This window comes from Shewanella youngdeokensis (assembly GCF_033180165.1).
In the GTDB taxonomy this organism is placed as follows: Bacteria; Pseudomonadota; Gammaproteobacteria; order Enterobacterales; family Shewanellaceae; genus Shewanella; species Shewanella youngdeokensis.
The window spans coordinates 892,236-908,840 of sequence record NZ_CP136522.1; the positions used below are offsets into that span (position 1 = coordinate 892,236).

The following is a 16,605-nucleotide window of genomic DNA, read 5'->3' on the forward strand; positions in this document are numbered from 1 at the left end:
CGTTACGGTTTGCACCAATGTTTTTGTATTGTAATAAAAAGCCCAACTGTTAAAGGTTGGGCTTTTTAATGTGTTATTGCATTAGTTAATCACTCGCTTTTGCGGTGAGGTGGATGGGTTGCAGGAACATACTTTTGCACTAACAAAATAAGCCCTAATACCGGGAACCCGATTATGCTGGCACCAATAAAGAAACTGACGTAGTCATAGGCATCGATATACATTCCTGAAAATCCAGCGACAAATTTCGGAAATATAAGCATGATTGACGACAATAATGCGTATTGTGTCGCGGTGTAACCGGTGCTGGTTAAACTTGATAGGTAAGCAATAAAGGCAGCTGTTGCCACGCCACCACTAAAGTTGTCGACCGAAATCGCCAAGGTCAAAAACGTGACGTTGTAGCCAATCACGGCTTGGTAAGCAAACAGTAAGTTAGTGGTCGCTACCAAAAATGCGCCCAGCAACAGGATTTTCATGGTGCCATAGCGAGCAACCAGTAGGCCGCCAGCTCCGGCTCCGACTAACGTCATAATTAGGCCGTAGACTTTACTTAGCGTTGCAATTTCTGCTTTAGAAAACCCCATGTCGACATAAAACACATTTGCCATCACTCCCATCACAATATCTGAAATTCGATAGGTAGAGATCAGCAATAGAATTAGCAGTGCACTTTTACCGTAGCGCTTAAAAAAATCGAGGAAAGGCAATACGCTAGCGGTATATAACCACGACAAACTTGCGGCAATTATCGGTGGGTAACGTGTCGAAAACTGTTGTTTAAGCTGGGCTTCTGTTTCATCAGCCACTTTGGTTTCGACTAACGGCTCAGAGCTAAATAACGTCGTAAGAATACCAATCGACATTAACCCTGCCATGACTAAATAGGCAGTTTGCCAAGATGCCAGGCTATAAGTGGCATTATTAGGCTCAATCCAAGCGGCAATCGTAAGGGCTCCGGCTGTGGCAATGATCATGGCGCTACGATACCCCACTTGGTAAGCGGCGGCTAATGCGGCTTGCATTCTTTCTGATGCCGACTCAATCCTAAATGCATCGATTGCAATATCTTGAGTTGCTGAAGCAAAAGCCACTAAAAAGGCGAACATTGTTAATGTTTTTATGTCGAGCGTAGGATCACTTTGACTCATGCCGACAATCGACAGTACAAGCATTGTTTGGGCAAATAGCATCCAACCTCTACGGCGACCGAGTAATTTAGTCAAAATGGGCAGTGACATCCGGTCAACCAAGGGGGACCAGGCCCATTTAAAGCCGTACACCAGTGCTATCCAGCTAAAATAGCCAATGGCGGTTCTGTCTACCCCGGCTTCTCTTAACCAGAATGACAGCGTTGAAAAAACCAGCATCAATGGTAAGCCGGCTGAAAAACCCAGTAGTAACAGGCTTAGTACCCGTTTGTGGCAATAGATAGAAAGTGAATCTTTGATGCGCTGAGCATATGAGGATATCGGCACTGAAGGTACGCACTTGCTTAAAAAGTAAGGATTGGAACAGCTTACGGGGGAGTGCGATTTGGTTCAAGCAAATAATAATAGCAATTGGATTAAGTATCTGTTGAGGCAGGGTTTAAACCTAAATACTTGGTTCCATAATTACGGGTATTAATGTCGCTGAAGTGCTTAACTCAGGTCTAAGTTACGAAAGCGGCGAACTATAAGCTACATAGTTAACAACTTTAATGAATTAAAAACACTTAAGCTATGACCATTAAAAAAGCCCAAACTGATTAGGTTTGGGCTTGGGATGGAGCTTATATTTATATTTTAGATAAAGTCTAAGGTCTGATACCAATGCATCCTCGAGGGAGTTGACCGCCAATACTTAAGAAGTCACAGCAGTCGTGAACTTGCCGCCTCAAGAACTGGTTACCCCTAATGACCCGCGAAGGCCATTTGTCAAAGGCATGTAATAGGTGCCAGAACACTCGTTCTGTATCCGTTTGCGCATCACCCTGATGGTCGTATAGCTGCCATTCTTCTAGGGTGTCCCATAGATATAACTGGATTTCTTTGAAATCGAGCTGATCACTCAATAATGCTTTTCCATAGAAAGCCAGCTGGGGCGCTTTATCATCAATGAACTCATTTGGTGTCATTGAACCGCCTCCTTTTGCTTAGCGGTCTCAGTATAGACGCAATTTTAAATTTTGTTATAAAAAACTGAAAATACACATTATATTGTATGCAAAATCAATTGCTAACCTTACTCTCTAGGTAAAAGAGTCGCTTTGTTTAGCACAATATCAGTGACCGGAAAGTCAGGCCAACCAAGCTTACTGTTAAAGTCTGTAGGGGTTTGTGCCATTGCGGCTAGCACCTCCATCCCCGATGTGACTTCGCCAAAAACGGCATAGCCCCAACGTCGTGAAGATGGGTCAAGGTTTTTATTATCGGCCATATTAAAATAAAACTGGCTGCTGGCGCTATGTGGGTTGGCTTCACGGGCCATCGCGATAGTGCCTAATTCGTTTTTAAGACCGTTGCCTGATTCGTTTACAATTGGCTTTTGGGTTGGTCGCTCTTCTTGTTTAACATCAAGCCCGCCACCTTGTACTACAAAGTCTGCTATTACGCGGTGAAACAGCGTTCCGTCGTAATGACCTGTGACCACGTAAGTGAGAAAGTTATCGACGGTTAACGGTGCGCGAGTTCTATCGAGTTCGACAACAATTTTTCCCGCACTGGTATCAAACTCTACCTGAGGGTAAAGGCTGTTTGGTTGGATATCGACCGCATTTGCAAACGTGGCCGATAATAATAGCGCGCTAACACTCACGCATTTTATGATCCAAGATTTCATAGCAATCCTCGTTTATTACTGTTGTAAGAACTGATTTAGTTCTGGGTCATTAATAATATCTGCCGTTAATTCACTGAGCAGTTTATTCATCTCAAGCTCTAACGTGGCGAAGTCTGCGCTAAATGGGCCGGTTAGCTTTCCCTTTGCACGGTAACGCTTGGTTAGCGATTGATGCCTATTTTGCGCAATGACATTGATTATTATGAGGCTGCTAGCCTCAAAACCAAAAGTGCCTTCATTAACATCGGTGAGCAACTGCTCTAACTGAAACTGCACGGTATTAACGGAACTAGGATCGACACTGTAGCCCGCTTTGGTAAGCCCGCTTCTAAAAATTTGGTCGATTTGTACTCGTGGCGCTTCGCTCGGGCTGACTAAGCGAGCTGCTTCATCGTCGTGATTAAAGCGCACAATGAAATTGGCTGAACGGGTATCGATAGTCTCAATGGCCAGCGGTAGTAGTTGGCTCGTTTGCATGGTTACATTCGGTACATCGGGGTTTAACGCAATATGGCTTGGGGTTTGGCTGGCACAGCCTGCCATTAAAAGTAGGCTTGCAATGGCTAAGTAAAAAGGTTTCATTATGACTATTATGGGCAGAAAATCAGGTGGCTACAGCATACCAGATAGCGATCTGAATTCCAGACTCTGCATTAACTTTTAGCGGGCTGAGCGACTAATTTAATTCACGCCACAAAAGAGTTGTGATGCACCCTTACTCAAGCGTTGCTTGGCTATATTGCAGCGGTAATCCATGTTGTTCTGCTTTTTGGGGGGGAGCGAGCAAATTTTGTGCTATAGCTTTTCAGTTGTGCTGGTACAAGATAGAGTGAAGCTATAATGTGTTGATAAGGAGTTTGAGCTTATGTCTGTAGAACGTGTGCAAACGCTCACTAGTGTCACCGCACCAGCATCGCTGATTAATGCCGACGGCTTTCCGAATTTTGGCCATTTCGATGGTCCCGTTAATCAGCTAGCTACTGAGCAGTTTCGTTACTTCAACTCAATGGATAAGCCTGCATCAAGGTGGTCTAAGCACTTCGACTATAAACAGTTTCAATTTGTCAGCATCGTTACACCTCACTATGTTATTGGCGTCGCACTGGCCGACATTCGTTATTTAGGGAGCGCATTTTGCTATTTGTACGACATTCAAAACAACACTTTATTAGAGTCAACTTGGCTTAAACCACTGGGCGTTGGCTATAAAATGTCAGCATCGCCTATGCAAGGTGTGGCAAGTATTAGTGGCGGTAAAGGTACTATCGAATTTGGTATTGTCGACGGAGGGTGGCGAGTAGGTTTGCAGGCTCTTGGCATTGAAGCTGATTTACATTTACAGCCAGAACCGTTGAGTTTACCGATGGCGGTGTGTATTCCCACAGGGTACAACGGTTGGACGTATACCCAAAAGCACAATGGGTTACAGGTAAAAGGGCAGTTGATTATTAATCATGAGCCTCAGCCTTTGCAGCGAGTTACTGCTGGTTATGATTTTAGTGCTGGCTATATGCGCCGAGAAACCAGTTGGCGTTGGGCGAGTATTAATAGTTTAACGGCGCAAGGTAGTTTGGGGCTTAACTTAGCGGCCGGCGTGAATGAAACCGGTTGTAATGAAAATGTATTTTGGCTTAACGGTGAGCGTCATTTACTGGGCGCGGTGCGCTTTGAGTTTGCTCGGCAACTATCAAAAGAAACCTCAGCGCAGCCGTGGCAGATCTACTCTGACAATGGCCAGATTGAATTGACTTTTATACCTCGCAATTGTCGCCAACAAAAGCTCAATTTGTGGCTGATTAAAAGTAACTTTAGGCAGTATTTAGGGCATTTCAGTGGTTATATTATTGATAACTTTGGGCATAAACATTTGATCAATAATGTGCTGGGGCTAACCGAAGACCACTTTGCACGCTGGTAGGTAGTTAAGCCTTTCTAAGGACGGTTAAACATGGACGAAAATTCGCTAATTTTTCCCCCCGATTTTTTGTTACTGCTGCTGGCACCGCTGTTTTTTATTTGTATATTTCTGGAGTGGTATTTCGGTGATAGGCAACAGCGATTACCACTTAGCGCACGTTACCACTGGCCTGAAACCTTATGTAATGTCAGTTTAGCGGCGATGTATCAGTTGGCGGATATTGTGACTGGGCTCTTTATTGCCAAGTTGTACTTACTGTTTTTTGGATGGCGTGCGTTTGATATCGAGATGGAGGCTACCACATTTGCAGCGTTAATGATTGCGCAAGACTTTTGTTATTACTGGTTTCATCGTGCCAGTCATCGGGTGCGTTGGATGTGGGCCGCTCACGTGGCGCACCATAGCTCTGAACATATGAATTTCAGCACGGCATTTAGGCAAAGCTTAATGTACCCATTGGCCGGAATGTGGCTGTTTTGGCTACCGTTAGTTGTAATTGGTTTCGAACCAAAGTGGGTTGTATTTGTGGTGCTATTAAACTTAGGGCTACAGTTTTTTGTGCACACACAAGCGATTAAAACATTAGGGCTGTTAGAGTGGCTGTTTAATACGCCGTCACATCATCGGGTGCATCATGGCCGTAACCCTCAATATATTGATAAAAACTATGCCGGTATTTTTATCATCTGGGATCGTCTGTTTGGGACTTTTGCAAAGGAGGTCGAAATCGTTGAGTACGGTATTACTAAACCGATTAATAGCGTTAACCCTTTGGTGGTCACTTTTGCTGAGTGGCGCGACATGTTTAAAGAGGCATTTGCAGCAAATTTGACGCTTATTGAGCGGTTTAAAATATTGTTTTCCGCCCCACAGAGTAAACTTTAAAGGCTAAGCTAAACCAATAAAAACGACGAACCTTTGGTTCGCCGTTGTCATGTTACTTATACCATGTGGCTACATTTAACGTTTAGCTGCGCCGTATAATGCACTTTGTGGATGTGGAGCGCTAGTTGCTGAGCTTTGTTCAAGTTCTTGTGCTTTTTTGCTTATTTTTTGCGCCTGTAAAATGACGAACTTTCCGTTTGACTCAACGGTGGTGCAGTTCTTGAAAATACGTTTTAACTTAACGTGATAAGCCAAATGACGGTTGCCTACTACGTGTAAGATCCCCCCGTTTTTTAAACGTCTAAATGCGTCTAAAAACATTTGCCAAGCAATGTGGTCAGTAATCGCTTCACCTTGATGGAATGGCGGGTTACATAAAATTAGATCTGGGCGAAAGCCCTCATTCATATTGGTTAGGCAGTCATCCCACGCAAATGTAGCTTGTTGGCCAACTAGTTCTGGGTTATCCAATTTGTTTAAAGCCCAGTTAGCTTTTGCTGAGGTGACAGCCATTTCTGAGTCATCAATAAAGTGGATGTAAGCGTCAGGGAAACACTGTTTTGCATGTAAGCCCAAAATACCATTACCACAGCCTAAATCGACAATGGATTTAAACTCACCTTTGGGCATGTTGTCGAGCATGATCCGCGCACCAATATCGAGTTTATTGGCCGCGAATACATTACTTAAATTACTAATTTTTAAATTAAACTCCGGTACCGACCAGTCTATTGTGGTTGGTAAAGCACGAGGTTTGCCGTCGGTTATACAAGTGATAACACGGGTTTTTTTCCACGTTAAGCTAGCACTGGCGGCGCCAAGATTACGGCTAATGGTTTCGAGCAATGACTTATTAATTGATTTGGCTTTAGCTCCGATAAATACCTGGGTGCCAGCCGGTAACACTTGTGATAAACGCTTGAGCTGGTGGCTAAAATAATTAAGGTTTTTAGGTAGCTTCATTAGCACGAGTTGAATACCTTGCGGTAATTCATCACGACTATTAACCCAAGTGAGGCTGTCAGCGCTTAACTGATTACGGCTTAAGTTTTGTGTTGTACCTAATAAACTGGTTTTAGCATCGGTTTCTAGCGTTAATGGCCAATCAGGATTGATTGATAACAAGCCGGCCGTTAATGCGCCAAAGTTGTCGTTTACAATAAGGGTATTGGTCGGGGCTTGTTCTGTGTCGACTAGGTGTTTTATTAAGTGCTCATCGGCAGCGTCCCACGCCTGCAGGTTAGACTCTTGTCTGCTAGGGTAACGGAAGAGTTCGAGTTCAATGCCCGAAACTGAAAGTTGTGTCGTCATATGCCAATAAGTACCAAATAAAATAGGGCGCGTATTATCGCAGATTTATGATCTTAGGTATATGTTAGGCGTAATGATTCATTTAAGCAGGATTTATTATCGGTTTTGAGTCTTTTAAGGGGGCGTAATGAAGCAAGTCAAAATAGGTTTTGACGACGTTCAGTTGGCCAATACTGTTGTTAAGCCTGCTCCTTATACACTAATTAGAAGCTATTTGACTAATGAGCAACAGCAGGCTCTTATTGAGGAAGCTAAGCAGTACCCGCTGGCGCGACCAGCGGTGACTGTTTATGGTAAGCGCCACCTTATTCCTCGCAGTCAAGCTTGGTTTGCTGATAAAGACTGCGATTACTTGTATTCTGGTTTATTGATTAAGGCACTTCCCTGGCCCCAATACGCGGCCAAGTTGCGTCAAAAATTACAACGAGACTTTTCATTTGTGAGTAATGGCGTGCTGGTAAACCTTTACCAAGATGGCACGGAGTCAATGGGGTGGCACAGTGATGATGAAAAAGAGATTGCCGCTGGTAGCGATATTGCCTCTTTAACATTGGGCGCTAGCCGAGATTTTTTTATTCGACACAAAGTCACTAAAGAGAAAGTCGTACTGACATTAAACAGCGGCGACCTGCTGATTATGCATTGGCCGATGCAAAGTAACTTTGAGCATTCAGTGCCGAAGCGGCTTCGGGTAAAACAGCCGCGGCTTAACTATACCTTTCGGCAGTTAATCGTCGGATTTCACCAGGCAAAATAGTGCTGGCAGGCTTTAGTTTGTGGGCAGCGATTAAGTGTGTTGATCTTTATTGTTTATCGCAGTAACCTGCCGCTGTCACAATTATTCTTATTGAGAAAATCGTTATGTCAGTTAAACAGAGCATTACCGAAAAACTCACCGCAGCACTGTCGCCAACGCACCTAGAAGTGATCAACGAAAGTGATAACCACCATGTGCCACCCAATTCTGAATCTCACTTTAAGGTTATTGTTAGTAGTCAGCAATTTGTAGGCAAACGCCTTATTGGGCGTCATCGCGTTGTGAATGAAGCGCTTGCTGATGAATTTGCCAATGGCTTACATGCACTTTCTATACATACCTTTACCCCAGAAGAATGGGCGATAGAATCTGCAGTGCCGGTGTCACCTAGATGTAAAGGCTAGTAGCAGTAAGCCTTACTTTGATTAAATCACAGCAATACGCTGTGATTTTTTGTTTTAACTCAAGTTGCTATCCCCAAAACACATCGGCTGGTTGTTAAGTGTCTTTTTTGTTGTAAATTTGTTATTTATAAGTAATTGTCCAGAGCGCTTATAAAATAATGAAAATAATTGAACAATGGGTCGATAGAAGCGGCCGTTGGGTGAGTTGGTTTACCCTATTGATGGTACTTATAACCTTAGCCGTCGTGATATTAAGATATATATTTAATATTGGGGCGACAGCTGCTCAAGAAATGGCGCTTTATCTCCATGGTGCAATCTTAACGCTAGCTGCGGGTTATACCTTAAAGCATGATGGGCATGTCAGGGTTGATATCTTTTATCGACGCTTCTCAATGCAGGCCCGTAACTGGGTCGACTTTCTTGGTACGTTATTGTTTTTGTTTCCTGTCTCTATTTATATCTTATACGCCAGTTTTGACTACGTGATGACATCATGGCATTACAGTGAAACATCAGTTGAAGCGGGTGGCTTACCTTTTGTTTATATTCAAAAATCATTATTACTAGGGTTGCCACTTAGTTTGATGTTGCAAGGGCTAGTCGAGCTGTTACGGTTAAACCGGCTGTTATTCCCTAAATCTGTGGGTAAAAATCAATGATGGCCACTTTGTTGTTTATTGCTATTTGCGTTGTATTAATGCTTGGCTACCCAGTGGCATTCACGCTGGCTGGTGTGTCGTTAATATTTGCTGTGATCGGCGAGATGGTGGGAGTATTTGATTCTGCACTCTTAGGCGCGTTACCGAACCGACTTTTTGGGGTGATCAATAACAGTATTTTAATGGCCGTCCCTCTCTTTGTATTTATGGGGGTGGTACTAGAAAGGTCGAAAATCGCAGAGCAATTGCTAAGTAACATGGCTCAATTATTTGGCCGCATGCAGGGAGGACTGATATTTAGCGTGTTCTTTGTCGGCATGCTGCTGGCAGCAAGTACCGGTATTGTCGGGGCTACCGTAGTTACTATGGGGCTGATGTCATTACCGACATTATTAAAGCGAGGTTATGATCCCGCATTTAGCGCCGGAGCTATTTGTGCGACCGGCACGTTGGGTCAAATCATCCCCCCTTCAATTGCATTGGTGTTGCTGGGAGATGTGTTGTCAAGTGCATATCAGCAAGCACAATTAAAGATGGGCATTTTTAGTCCTAAATCGGTGTCTGTTGGAGATCTGTTTGCCGGAGCGCTTATTCCGGGGCTACTGCTATTGAGCATGTATTGCCTGTACACGGTCATTTTAATCAAATTAAAGCCAGAACATTTTCCTAAGCCTGCAAGTGTAAGTGCGTTAGATATCCGTTTTGTGGCATCAATATTAACAGTGTTACTGCCTCCTTTAGTGCTTATTTTCTTGGTATTAGGTTCAATACTACTAGGAGTTGCAACTCCAACCGAGGCGGCCTCTGTAGGGGCATTTGGGGCCTTAGTGATAGCAGTGCTAAAAAGGCAGCTAAACCTCACGGTGCTAAAGGATATAATGCAAAGTACGGTTAAAGTCACTTCAATGGTGTTTTTGATCCTGATCGGCGCTTCTATCTTTTCGCTGGTATTTAGAGGCTTTGGTGGTGATGAGTTAATTCAACAGCTGTTTAATAACATGCCTGGCGGCGTTATTGGTGCCACCTTACTGGTGATGTTCGTCATCTTTTTACTGGGTTTTATTCTCGACTTTATCGAAATTACTTTTGTAGTGGTGCCACTTGTTGCGCCCATTTTGCTGGCAATGGGTTTAGACCCAATATGGCTTGGCATTATGATCGCGGTCAACTTACAAACTTCATTCTTAACCCCACCATTTGGCTTTGCATTGTTTTATTTGCGAGGCGTTACCCAAGAGCTTATTAGCAGTGGTGACATTTATCGCGGGGTCATGCCATTTGTTGCTATCCAACTACTGTTGCTTTTAATTTTAAGTGTATGGCCCAGTTTAGTAACTTGGTTACCGAGTGTTATTTATGGTTGAAGACCACTGGCATAAGCCTCAAACAGAACTCAGTATTAGCTTAACTTTCAGGTATTAACACAGCAAGTAACGGACAAAATAACATGGAGAGTAGTATGAAACGATTAGTCGCCTTAATGGTTGCCTATAGCGCCATCGTATTAAGCGGTTGCGGTAAAGCAGAACAAACCCCGACATTAGATACAGTCGCAGTAGAAGTAAAACCGATTGAATGGAAGCTAGTCACTTCTTGGCCGAAAAACTTTCCTGGCATTGGTATGGCGCCTGAAAATTTTGCAGACTTAGTTGCTAAAATGTCCAATGGACGGTTAACGATAAAAGTTTATGGAGCTGGAGAGTTAATGCCTGCCTTTGAGGTTTTTGATGCTGTGAGTCAAGGTACGGTGCAAATGGGGCATAGCGCTGCTTATTATTGGAAAGGAAAAGTTCCTGCCGCTCAGTTTTTTACGTCTATTCCATTCGGGCTTAATGCGCGCGAAATGAATGGTTGGTTGCACCATGGCGGCGGTATGCAGTTATGGGAAGAGGTTTATCAGCCTTTTGGCATCATGCCACTTGCTGGTGGCAACACTGGGGTGCAAATGGGCGGGTGGTTTAATAAAGAAATTAACTCCTTGGATGATCTTAAGGGCTTAAAAATGCGCTTGCCAGGCTTAGGTGGCGAGGTGCTGAAAAAAGCCGGAGGAGTGCCGGTCACTTTGCCTGGAGGAGAACTTTATACCGCACTGCAAACTGGGGCGATTGACGCAACTGAATGGATTGGCCCGTATAACGATTTAGCGTTTGGCTTGCACAAAGCGGCTAAGTTTTACTATTACCCAGGCTGGCATGAACCGGGCAGCACCTTAGAGTTTTTAATTAATAAAGACGCATTTGCAACCTTGCCGGCAGATCTACAAACGATAGTTAAAGTGGCTTCGAAAGCGGTTAACCAAGATATGCTTGATGAATACACCGTTAAGCATATCAACGCATTAGATACGTTAATCAGTGAGCAGGGGGTTGTGCTTAAGCAGTACCCTGAAGCAGTGATGGTTGAGCTGGCCGCAATTTCTAAACAAGTCATTGCAGAGCAGTCAATGCAAGATCCTATGATGAAAAAAGTTTATCAAGCTTATATTGACTACGAAGTTGGAGTGCGTAAGTATCATGAAATATCAGAAGATGCATACAGCCGATTAAGGCCGTAACCAATTAGTACTGTGAATCATACTTAGCGCGAGTCAGGAGATTAGTTATGCCGTTATTAGATAGCTTTACCGTTGATCATACTCGAATGAATGCCCCAGCAGTTAGGGTGGCGAAGTCGATGTCAACGCCGAGTGGCGATACCATTACGGTATTTGATCTGCGCTTTTGCATCCCTAACAAAGCGATCTTAAGTGAAAGAGGTATTCATACACTTGAGCATCTTTTTGCTGGATTCATGCGTGACCACCTTAATGGCAATGGTACAGAAATTATTGATATTTCTCCTATGGGGTGCCGAACAGGCTTTTATATGAGCTTGATAGGTACTCCGTCAGAGTCGGTTGTTGCAGACGCTTGGTTAGCAGCAATGCAAGACGTTTTGGGGGTTGCTGAGCAGTCTGAGATCCCAGAGCTGAATGAGTACCAGTGTGGCACCTTTGAGATGCACTCGTTAGATGAGGCTAAAGATATTGCCCGCAGTATTATTTCCGCCGGTGTTAACGTAAATCGTAATGACGAACTGACACTTAGCGATGAGATTTTAAACGGTTTGTAATAACAGCCTATAGATAAACAATGAAAAGCGGCCATAGCCGCTTTTTTTGTGCTTAAAAATTATCAATCTGGGTGCAGTTGCGGTAAAGCAAGCGACTGCAATTAGCATACGGCGCCGCAGTTTGTTGAACCGAGTTGCTATGAAGTGTGCCGCCAACAAACGTCCACAGCAATTTTATATCTGTAGTTATTTATCGATATGCCCTGTTTTGTTGTTTTGAAGTGGACTTTAACGTTACTGATGACGAATGAGCTGCAACGTGGAAAAAGCTTGAGTTGTTTAATTAGGCATTTATTTATTGATTGATATCAATTTGATAAAACTCATATGAGATATATTTTTTAGAGTGAAATTTAAACAGCTTATAGCATTTATTCGGCAAAGTAGCCGTATGAACACTTGTTTAAATAAACAGCACTTAGATGACGGCTTACCCTTGTTTATGCAAGTCTAATGTTTGCTGGTCGATAGCCTGTAAGGAGTGGTTAACTCCTTTATATATATAGCTAATATGTATTTTTTGTGGAAAAAATGAGTGGAATGTATTTGCAATATTCGGACTGCTTGTTATGAAAATGTCAGTAACCTTTTAAAATAGAGATGTTTTTCATGGCGACCTTGTGATATTTACGGTAAAATGCGCGCGAACAGCGTGATTACGGTCGCATTTATGTAATAAGTTTGCGCTAGCTCAACACAGGGGAGGTGTTTTTTTAACTTGTGTGTTTAGCAGGAACGCGGCGCATTGTCTTTCCTTCATAACGTAGTGCTTGTGGATATGATTACAATAAAGAAAGGATTAGACCTACCCATAGCAGGTGGGCCAGAGCAAGTTATTTATGATGGTCCAGCCATCAACCATGTAGCTACTTTGGGTGAAGAGTATGTTGGCTTACGTCCGACCATGAAAATTAAAGTGGGCGACAAAGTTAAAAAGGGTCAGGTCATTTTTGAAGATAAAAAGAACCTTGGCGTTAAATATACGGCTTTAGCCAGTGGTACAGTTACCGAAGTTAACCGGGGCGCTCAACGTGTTCTGCAGTCTGTTGTGATCAAGGCTGAAGGAGATGAATCTATCTCTTTTGCTCAGTATGACGCCACAGCAATTGCAACACTGGAATCGCAGCAAGTACGTGACAACCTAATCGAGTCAGGATTGTGGACGGCATTGCGTACCCGCCCTTTTAGTAAAGTGCCGGCTGTTGATTCAACCGCCGCGGGCATTTTTGTCACTGCAATAGATACGCAACCACTGGCAGCTAACCCTGTTGTGGTGATTGCTGAGCACAAAGCAGATTTTGAGGCCGGCTTAACGCTATTGTCAAAGCTAACAGAGGGGAAAGTCTACCTTTGTAAAGCGCCTGGTGCCGATATACCAAGTGCGAATGCTCAAGTTGAAGAGTTTGCTGGGGGTCATCCCGCAGGCTTGCCTGGTACTCATATACATTTCTTATTATCTGCCTCTGCTACTCGAACTGTCTGGCACGTTAATTATCAAGATGTCATCGCAATTGGTCAGCTATTTTTAACCGGAGAGCTAAACACTCAACGCGTTATAGCAATTGCTGGGCCTAAAGCAGTTAAGCCACGGTTAGTTAGAACTGTTATTGGGGCAGCGATGGTCGAATTGATGTCAACTGAAACCGCTGACGGTAATATTCGAATCATCTCGGGGTCAGTGCTCAGTGGGCGCATGGCAACCGGACCTCATGCATATCTTGGGCGTTACCATAACCAAGTTAGCTTGCTAGAAGAGGGCACTGAGAAAGTGTTATTTGGTTGGGCAATGCCCGGCGGTGACAAGTTTTCAATTACGCGTGCTTTCCTTGGTCACCTTTCACCCTCTCGTTTGTTTAATATGACAACGAGTACAGGAGGAAGCGATCGCGCCATGGTGCCTATTGGTAATTACGAGCGTGTTATGCCACTGGATATTCTGCCAACAATGCTGCTGCGTGATCTGGTCTCTGGTGACTATGATGGCGCTGCAACGCTAGGTGCGTTGGAATTGGACGAAGAAGATTTGGCACTGTGTACTTTCGTATGTCCAGGAAAATATGACTATGCATCATATTTACGTGACTGTTTAGATACGATCGTGAGGGAAGGCTAATGGGCTTAAAACAGTTTTTCGAAAATATTGAACCGCAATTTGAAAAAGGCGGTAAATATGAGCGGTTTTATGCGCTTTTTGAAGCAGCATATACTGTCTTTTATACGCCAGGTCACGTGAATAAGGGGCGTACCCATGTTCGCGATAACCTAGACCTAAAGCGTATGATGATTACGGTTTGGGCATGTGCGTTTCCGGCTATGTTTGCTGGTATGTACAATGTGGGTTTACAAGCGCAAGAGGCGTTAATTGCCGGCTTTGCTGCGCCAGATACTTGGCAAGTGGCTTTATTCGGACTATTTGGCACTGAATTAACTGCTGATGCTGGCGTCGCTACGTTGATGTGGTACGGCGCTTGTTTCTTCCTTCCTATTTACGCCGTGACATTTGTTGTTGGTGGTTTCTGGGAAGTGCTATTTGCCTCTGTACGTGGACATGAAGTAAATGAAGGCTTCTTTGTTACTTCAATTTTATTTGCGCTAACTTTACCAGCAACCATTCCATTGTGGATGGTGGCACTTGGTATCACTTTCGGTGTGGTTGTGGCGAAAGAGATCTTTGGTGGAACAGGGCGTAACTTCTTAAATCCTGCGCTGGCTGGCCGAGCATTTTTATTCTTTGCTTATCCACTTAGTATGTCGGGTGACACCACTTGGGTTGTAGCCGCTGATGGCTTCTCTGGTGCAACGGCACTGAGCCAAGCGGCGCAAGGCACCTTAGAATATGGTTTAACTCAGAACTGGTGGGACGCATTTTTCGGTTTCATTCCGGGGTCTGTGGGCGAAGTTTCGACGCTAGCAATATTGATTGGTGGAGCTGTAATTGTTTATACACGAATCGCTTCATTGCGCATTATTGCAGGTGTCATGGTAGGCATGATTGCGGTTTCACTGCTGCTTAATGCGATAGGCAGTGACACAAACCCAATGTTTGCTATGCCTTGGTATTGGCACCTTGTGTTAGGTGGTTTTGCATTCGGTATGATGTTTATGGCGACGGATCCTGTTTCAGCGTCTTTCACTAATAACGCTAAATGGGCTTACGGTATCTTAATTGGTGCGATGGCGGTCTTCATTCGTGTTATTAACCCTGCATTTCCTGAAGGCATGATGTTGGCCATCTTGTTCGCTAACCTATTTGCTCCATTATTTGACCATTTTGTGGTTCAGTCGAATATCAAGCGGAGGATTGCTCGTGGCTAGTAATAAAGATTCGTTCGGAAGAACACTCATCGTTGTAGTTGGCTTGTGTTTCATCTGCTCTATGTTTGTTTCTACGGCAGCAGTGTTGTTGAAACCAACACAACAAGAAAATAAATTGCTGGATAAACAAAAGTATATCCTTGAAGCTGCAGGTCTTATTAATATTAAAGAAGGCAAGCTAGAGAAAAAGCAAATCCAAGATACTTACGTAAAGTATGTTGAGGCCAAACTGGTTGATTTGAAAACCGGTGACTGGGTTACAGGTGATGCTGAAACTTTTGATACCGAAAAAGCCGCCCGTACCGTGGGGAGCTCGTTTGTCCCGCAAAATGATATAGCGTCGGTTAAGCGCGTTGCTAATAATGCAGTGGTTTACTTGGTTCGTGATGACAACCAGCAACTTCAAACAGTGATCATTCCTGTTAAAGGCTATGGCTTGTGGTCAACCATGTTTGCTTTTCTGGCTGTTGAGCCTGATTTGAATACCATTCGCAGCTTAGTGTATTACAGCTTTACTGGCTCTGGTGAAACACCAGGTCTTGGTGGCGAAGTACAAAATCCTAAATGGATTGCTAAGTGGACCGGTAAAAAGTTATACGATGAGCAAGGTAATCTTGCCATTAGTGTTACTAAAAATCCGACGGTAGCGGCATCATCACACGGTGTTGATGCACTTTCTGGCGCAACGCTAACCGGTAACGGTGTTCAGAACTCACTTGATTTTTGGTTAGGTGAAGAAGGTTTTGCTCGCTTTATCGAGAAAGCTCGCAAAGGAGGGCTTAGCTAATGGCTGATACAAAAGAGCTCAAACAGGTTCTAATTGGACCTATCGTTAGCAACAACCCAATTGCTTTACAAATTCTGGGTGTATGTAGTGCACTGGCAGTAACCAGTAAAATGGAAACTGCGATGGTGATGACAATTGCATTGACTGCGGTATGCGCACTATCGAATCTATTTATTTCACTGATTCGCAATCACATCCCTAGCAGCGTGCGCATTATCGTGCAGATGACAATTATTGCATCACTGGTGATTGTGGTTGACCAAGTACTCCAAGCATATGCTTACGATGTTGCTAAGCAACTGTCGGTATTTGTTGGTTTGATTATTACTAACTGTATCGTAATGGGGCGTGCGGAAGCTTATGCGATGAAAACGCCACCATTAATGAGCTTTATGGATGGTATTGGTAATGGTCTTGGTTATGGTGCAATCCTATTATCAGTTGGATTTGTACGTGAGTTGTTTGGTAATGGTTCACTGTTCGGCTTTGAAATCTTAAGCAAGATCTCTGACGGTGGCTGGTATCAACCAAATGGCCTATTGCTGCTGCCTCCAAGCGCGTTTTTCCTGATTGGTGCATTGATCTGGATTATTCGCACCATGAAGCCAGAGCAAGTTGAAGCTAAAGGATAA

Annotated in this window: 17 protein-coding genes; 12 read left to right on the forward strand and 5 right to left on the reverse strand. The window is 43.8% G+C overall.

Annotation, left to right across the window (positions count from 1 at the left end):
• Positions 1 to 89: 89 nt before the first annotated feature.
• The 4 genes from RGE70_RS03865 to RGE70_RS03880 all read right to left on the reverse strand — a co-directional run bounded on the left by RGE70_RS03865 (position 90) and on the right by RGE70_RS03880 (position 3,405).
• Positions 90 to 1,478: an AmpG family muropeptide MFS transporter gene (locus RGE70_RS03865; RefSeq protein ID WP_310470226.1), complete on the reverse strand. Its 1,389-nt coding sequence runs from the start codon at positions 1,476 to 1,478 to the stop codon at positions 90 to 92.
• A 320-nt stretch (positions 1,479 to 1,798) separates the two neighbouring features.
• Positions 1,799 to 2,119, reverse strand: a complete 321-nt coding sequence (locus RGE70_RS03870) for a hypothetical protein (protein WP_310470227.1) — start codon at positions 2,117 to 2,119, stop codon at positions 1,799 to 1,801.
• Between the two features lie 107 nt (positions 2,120 to 2,226).
• Entirely contained in the window at positions 2,227 to 2,823 is a 597-nt protein-coding gene (locus RGE70_RS03875; RefSeq protein ID WP_310470228.1) for a peptidylprolyl isomerase, read from the reverse strand.
• A 15-nt stretch (positions 2,824 to 2,838) separates the two neighbouring features.
• The gene (locus RGE70_RS03880; RefSeq protein ID WP_310470229.1) at positions 2,839 to 3,405 is read right to left on the reverse strand and encodes a YajG family lipoprotein; all 567 of its coding nucleotides are present in this window, start codon (positions 3,403 to 3,405) and stop codon (positions 2,839 to 2,841) included.
• A 298-nt stretch (positions 3,406 to 3,703) separates the two neighbouring features.
• Between RGE70_RS03880 and RGE70_RS03885 the strand changes: the two genes are divergently transcribed.
• Both RGE70_RS03885 and RGE70_RS03890 read left to right on the forward strand, forming a co-directional pair.
• On the forward strand, positions 3,704 to 4,741 hold the full coding sequence (locus RGE70_RS03885; RefSeq protein WP_310472912.1) for a DUF2804 domain-containing protein: 1,038 nt from the start codon (positions 3,704 to 3,706) through the stop codon (positions 4,739 to 4,741).
• Positions 4,742 to 4,771: 30 nt separating this feature from the next.
• Positions 4,772 to 5,626 (forward strand): sterol desaturase family protein, encoded by an 855-nt coding sequence (locus RGE70_RS03890; protein ID WP_310470230.1) that lies wholly within the window; start codon positions 4,772 to 4,774, stop codon positions 5,624 to 5,626.
• A gap of 75 nt (positions 5,627 to 5,701) precedes the next feature.
• On the opposite strand, the gene RGE70_RS03895 is transcribed toward RGE70_RS03890, so the two are convergent.
• Positions 5,702 to 6,937, reverse strand: a complete 1,236-nt coding sequence (locus tag RGE70_RS03895; protein WP_310470231.1) for a methyltransferase — start codon at positions 6,935 to 6,937, stop codon at positions 5,702 to 5,704.
• 127 nt (positions 6,938 to 7,064) lie between these two features.
• Between RGE70_RS03895 and RGE70_RS03900 the strand changes: the two genes are divergently transcribed.
• The 10 genes from RGE70_RS03900 (at position 7,065) to RGE70_RS03945 (ending at position 16,605) form a co-directional block, all read left to right on the forward strand.
• Positions 7,065 to 7,694 (forward strand): alpha-ketoglutarate-dependent dioxygenase AlkB family protein, encoded by a 630-nt coding sequence (locus tag RGE70_RS03900; protein ID WP_310470232.1) that lies wholly within the window; start codon positions 7,065 to 7,067, stop codon positions 7,692 to 7,694.
• Positions 7,695 to 7,798: 104 nt separating this feature from the next.
• Positions 7,799 to 8,098 (forward strand): BolA family protein, encoded by a 300-nt coding sequence (locus RGE70_RS03905; RefSeq protein ID WP_310470233.1) that lies wholly within the window; start codon positions 7,799 to 7,801, stop codon positions 8,096 to 8,098.
• Between the two features lie 158 nt (positions 8,099 to 8,256).
• The gene (locus RGE70_RS03910) at positions 8,257 to 8,760 is read left to right on the forward strand and encodes a TRAP transporter small permease subunit (protein WP_310470234.1); all 504 of its coding nucleotides are present in this window, start codon (positions 8,257 to 8,259) and stop codon (positions 8,758 to 8,760) included.
• Positions 8,760 to 10,124, forward strand: coding sequence for a TRAP transporter large permease (locus tag RGE70_RS03915; RefSeq protein ID WP_310472913.1), 1,365 nt, complete (start codon positions 8,760 to 8,762; stop codon positions 10,122 to 10,124). Before RGE70_RS03910 ends, RGE70_RS03915 begins: the two co-directional genes overlap by 1 nt.
• Before the next feature lie 95 nt (positions 10,125 to 10,219).
• Positions 10,220 to 11,314: a TRAP transporter substrate-binding protein gene (locus RGE70_RS03920; protein WP_310470235.1), complete on the forward strand. Its 1,095-nt coding sequence runs from the start codon at positions 10,220 to 10,222 to the stop codon at positions 11,312 to 11,314.
• 47 nt (positions 11,315 to 11,361) lie between these two features.
• A complete protein-coding gene (luxS, locus tag RGE70_RS03925) occupies positions 11,362 to 11,871 on the forward strand; it encodes an S-ribosylhomocysteine lyase (RefSeq protein ID WP_310470236.1) in 510 nt (169 codons plus the stop codon).
• Positions 11,872 to 12,649: 778 nt separating this feature from the next.
• The gene (locus RGE70_RS03930) at positions 12,650 to 13,984 is read left to right on the forward strand and encodes a Na(+)-translocating NADH-quinone reductase subunit A (RefSeq protein WP_310470237.1); all 1,335 of its coding nucleotides are present in this window, start codon (positions 12,650 to 12,652) and stop codon (positions 13,982 to 13,984) included.
• Positions 13,984 to 15,186 carry an NADH:ubiquinone reductase (Na(+)-transporting) subunit B gene (locus RGE70_RS03935; protein ID WP_310470238.1) on the forward strand — a complete coding sequence of 401 codons (1,203 nt, stop codon included), beginning with the start codon at positions 13,984 to 13,986 and terminating at the stop codon, positions 15,184 to 15,186. The genes RGE70_RS03930 and RGE70_RS03935 overlap by 1 nt, the downstream gene beginning before the upstream one ends.
• The gene (locus RGE70_RS03940) at positions 15,179 to 15,973 is read left to right on the forward strand and encodes a Na(+)-translocating NADH-quinone reductase subunit C (RefSeq protein WP_310470239.1); all 795 of its coding nucleotides are present in this window, start codon (positions 15,179 to 15,181) and stop codon (positions 15,971 to 15,973) included. Before RGE70_RS03935 ends, RGE70_RS03940 begins: the two co-directional genes overlap by 8 nt.
• Positions 15,973 to 16,605, forward strand: a complete 633-nt coding sequence (locus RGE70_RS03945; protein ID WP_310470240.1) for an NADH:ubiquinone reductase (Na(+)-transporting) subunit D — start codon at positions 15,973 to 15,975, stop codon at positions 16,603 to 16,605. The genes RGE70_RS03940 and RGE70_RS03945 overlap by 1 nt, the downstream gene beginning before the upstream one ends.

Excerpts from the sequence above, each read along its gene's own strand:
- RGE70_RS03870 (WP_310470227.1), bottom strand. The coding sequence starts at position 2,119 with ATGACACCAAATGAGTTCATTGATGATAAAGCGCCCCAGCTGGCTTTC.
- RGE70_RS03905 (WP_310470233.1), top strand. The coding sequence starts at position 7,799 with ATGTCAGTTAAACAGAGCATTACCGAAAAACTCACCGCAGCACTGTCG.
- RGE70_RS03875 (WP_310470228.1), bottom strand. The coding sequence starts at position 2,823 with ATGAAATCTTGGATCATAAAATGCGTGAGTGTTAGCGCGCTATTATTA.
- RGE70_RS03910 (WP_310470234.1), top strand. The coding sequence starts at position 8,257 with ATGAAAATAATTGAACAATGGGTCGATAGAAGCGGCCGTTGGGTGAGT.
- RGE70_RS03935 (WP_310470238.1), top strand. The coding sequence starts at position 13,984 with ATGGGCTTAAAACAGTTTTTCGAAAATATTGAACCGCAATTTGAAAAA.
- luxS (WP_310470236.1), top strand. The coding sequence starts at position 11,362 with ATGCCGTTATTAGATAGCTTTACCGTTGATCATACTCGAATGAATGCC.
- RGE70_RS03915 (WP_310472913.1), top strand. The coding sequence starts at position 8,760 with ATGGCCACTTTGTTGTTTATTGCTATTTGCGTTGTATTAATGCTTGGC.
- RGE70_RS03900 (WP_310470232.1), top strand. The coding sequence starts at position 7,065 with ATGAAGCAAGTCAAAATAGGTTTTGACGACGTTCAGTTGGCCAATACT.
- RGE70_RS03945 (WP_310470240.1), top strand. The coding sequence starts at position 15,973 with ATGGCTGATACAAAAGAGCTCAAACAGGTTCTAATTGGACCTATCGTT.
- RGE70_RS03920 (WP_310470235.1), top strand. The coding sequence starts at position 10,220 with ATGAAACGATTAGTCGCCTTAATGGTTGCCTATAGCGCCATCGTATTA.
- RGE70_RS03880 (WP_310470229.1), bottom strand. The coding sequence starts at position 3,405 with ATGAAACCTTTTTACTTAGCCATTGCAAGCCTACTTTTAATGGCAGGC.
- RGE70_RS03890 (WP_310470230.1), top strand. The coding sequence starts at position 4,772 with ATGGACGAAAATTCGCTAATTTTTCCCCCCGATTTTTTGTTACTGCTG.
- RGE70_RS03895 (WP_310470231.1), bottom strand. The coding sequence starts at position 6,937 with ATGACGACACAACTTTCAGTTTCGGGCATTGAACTCGAACTCTTCCGT.
- RGE70_RS03930 (WP_310470237.1), top strand. The coding sequence starts at position 12,650 with ATGATTACAATAAAGAAAGGATTAGACCTACCCATAGCAGGTGGGCCA.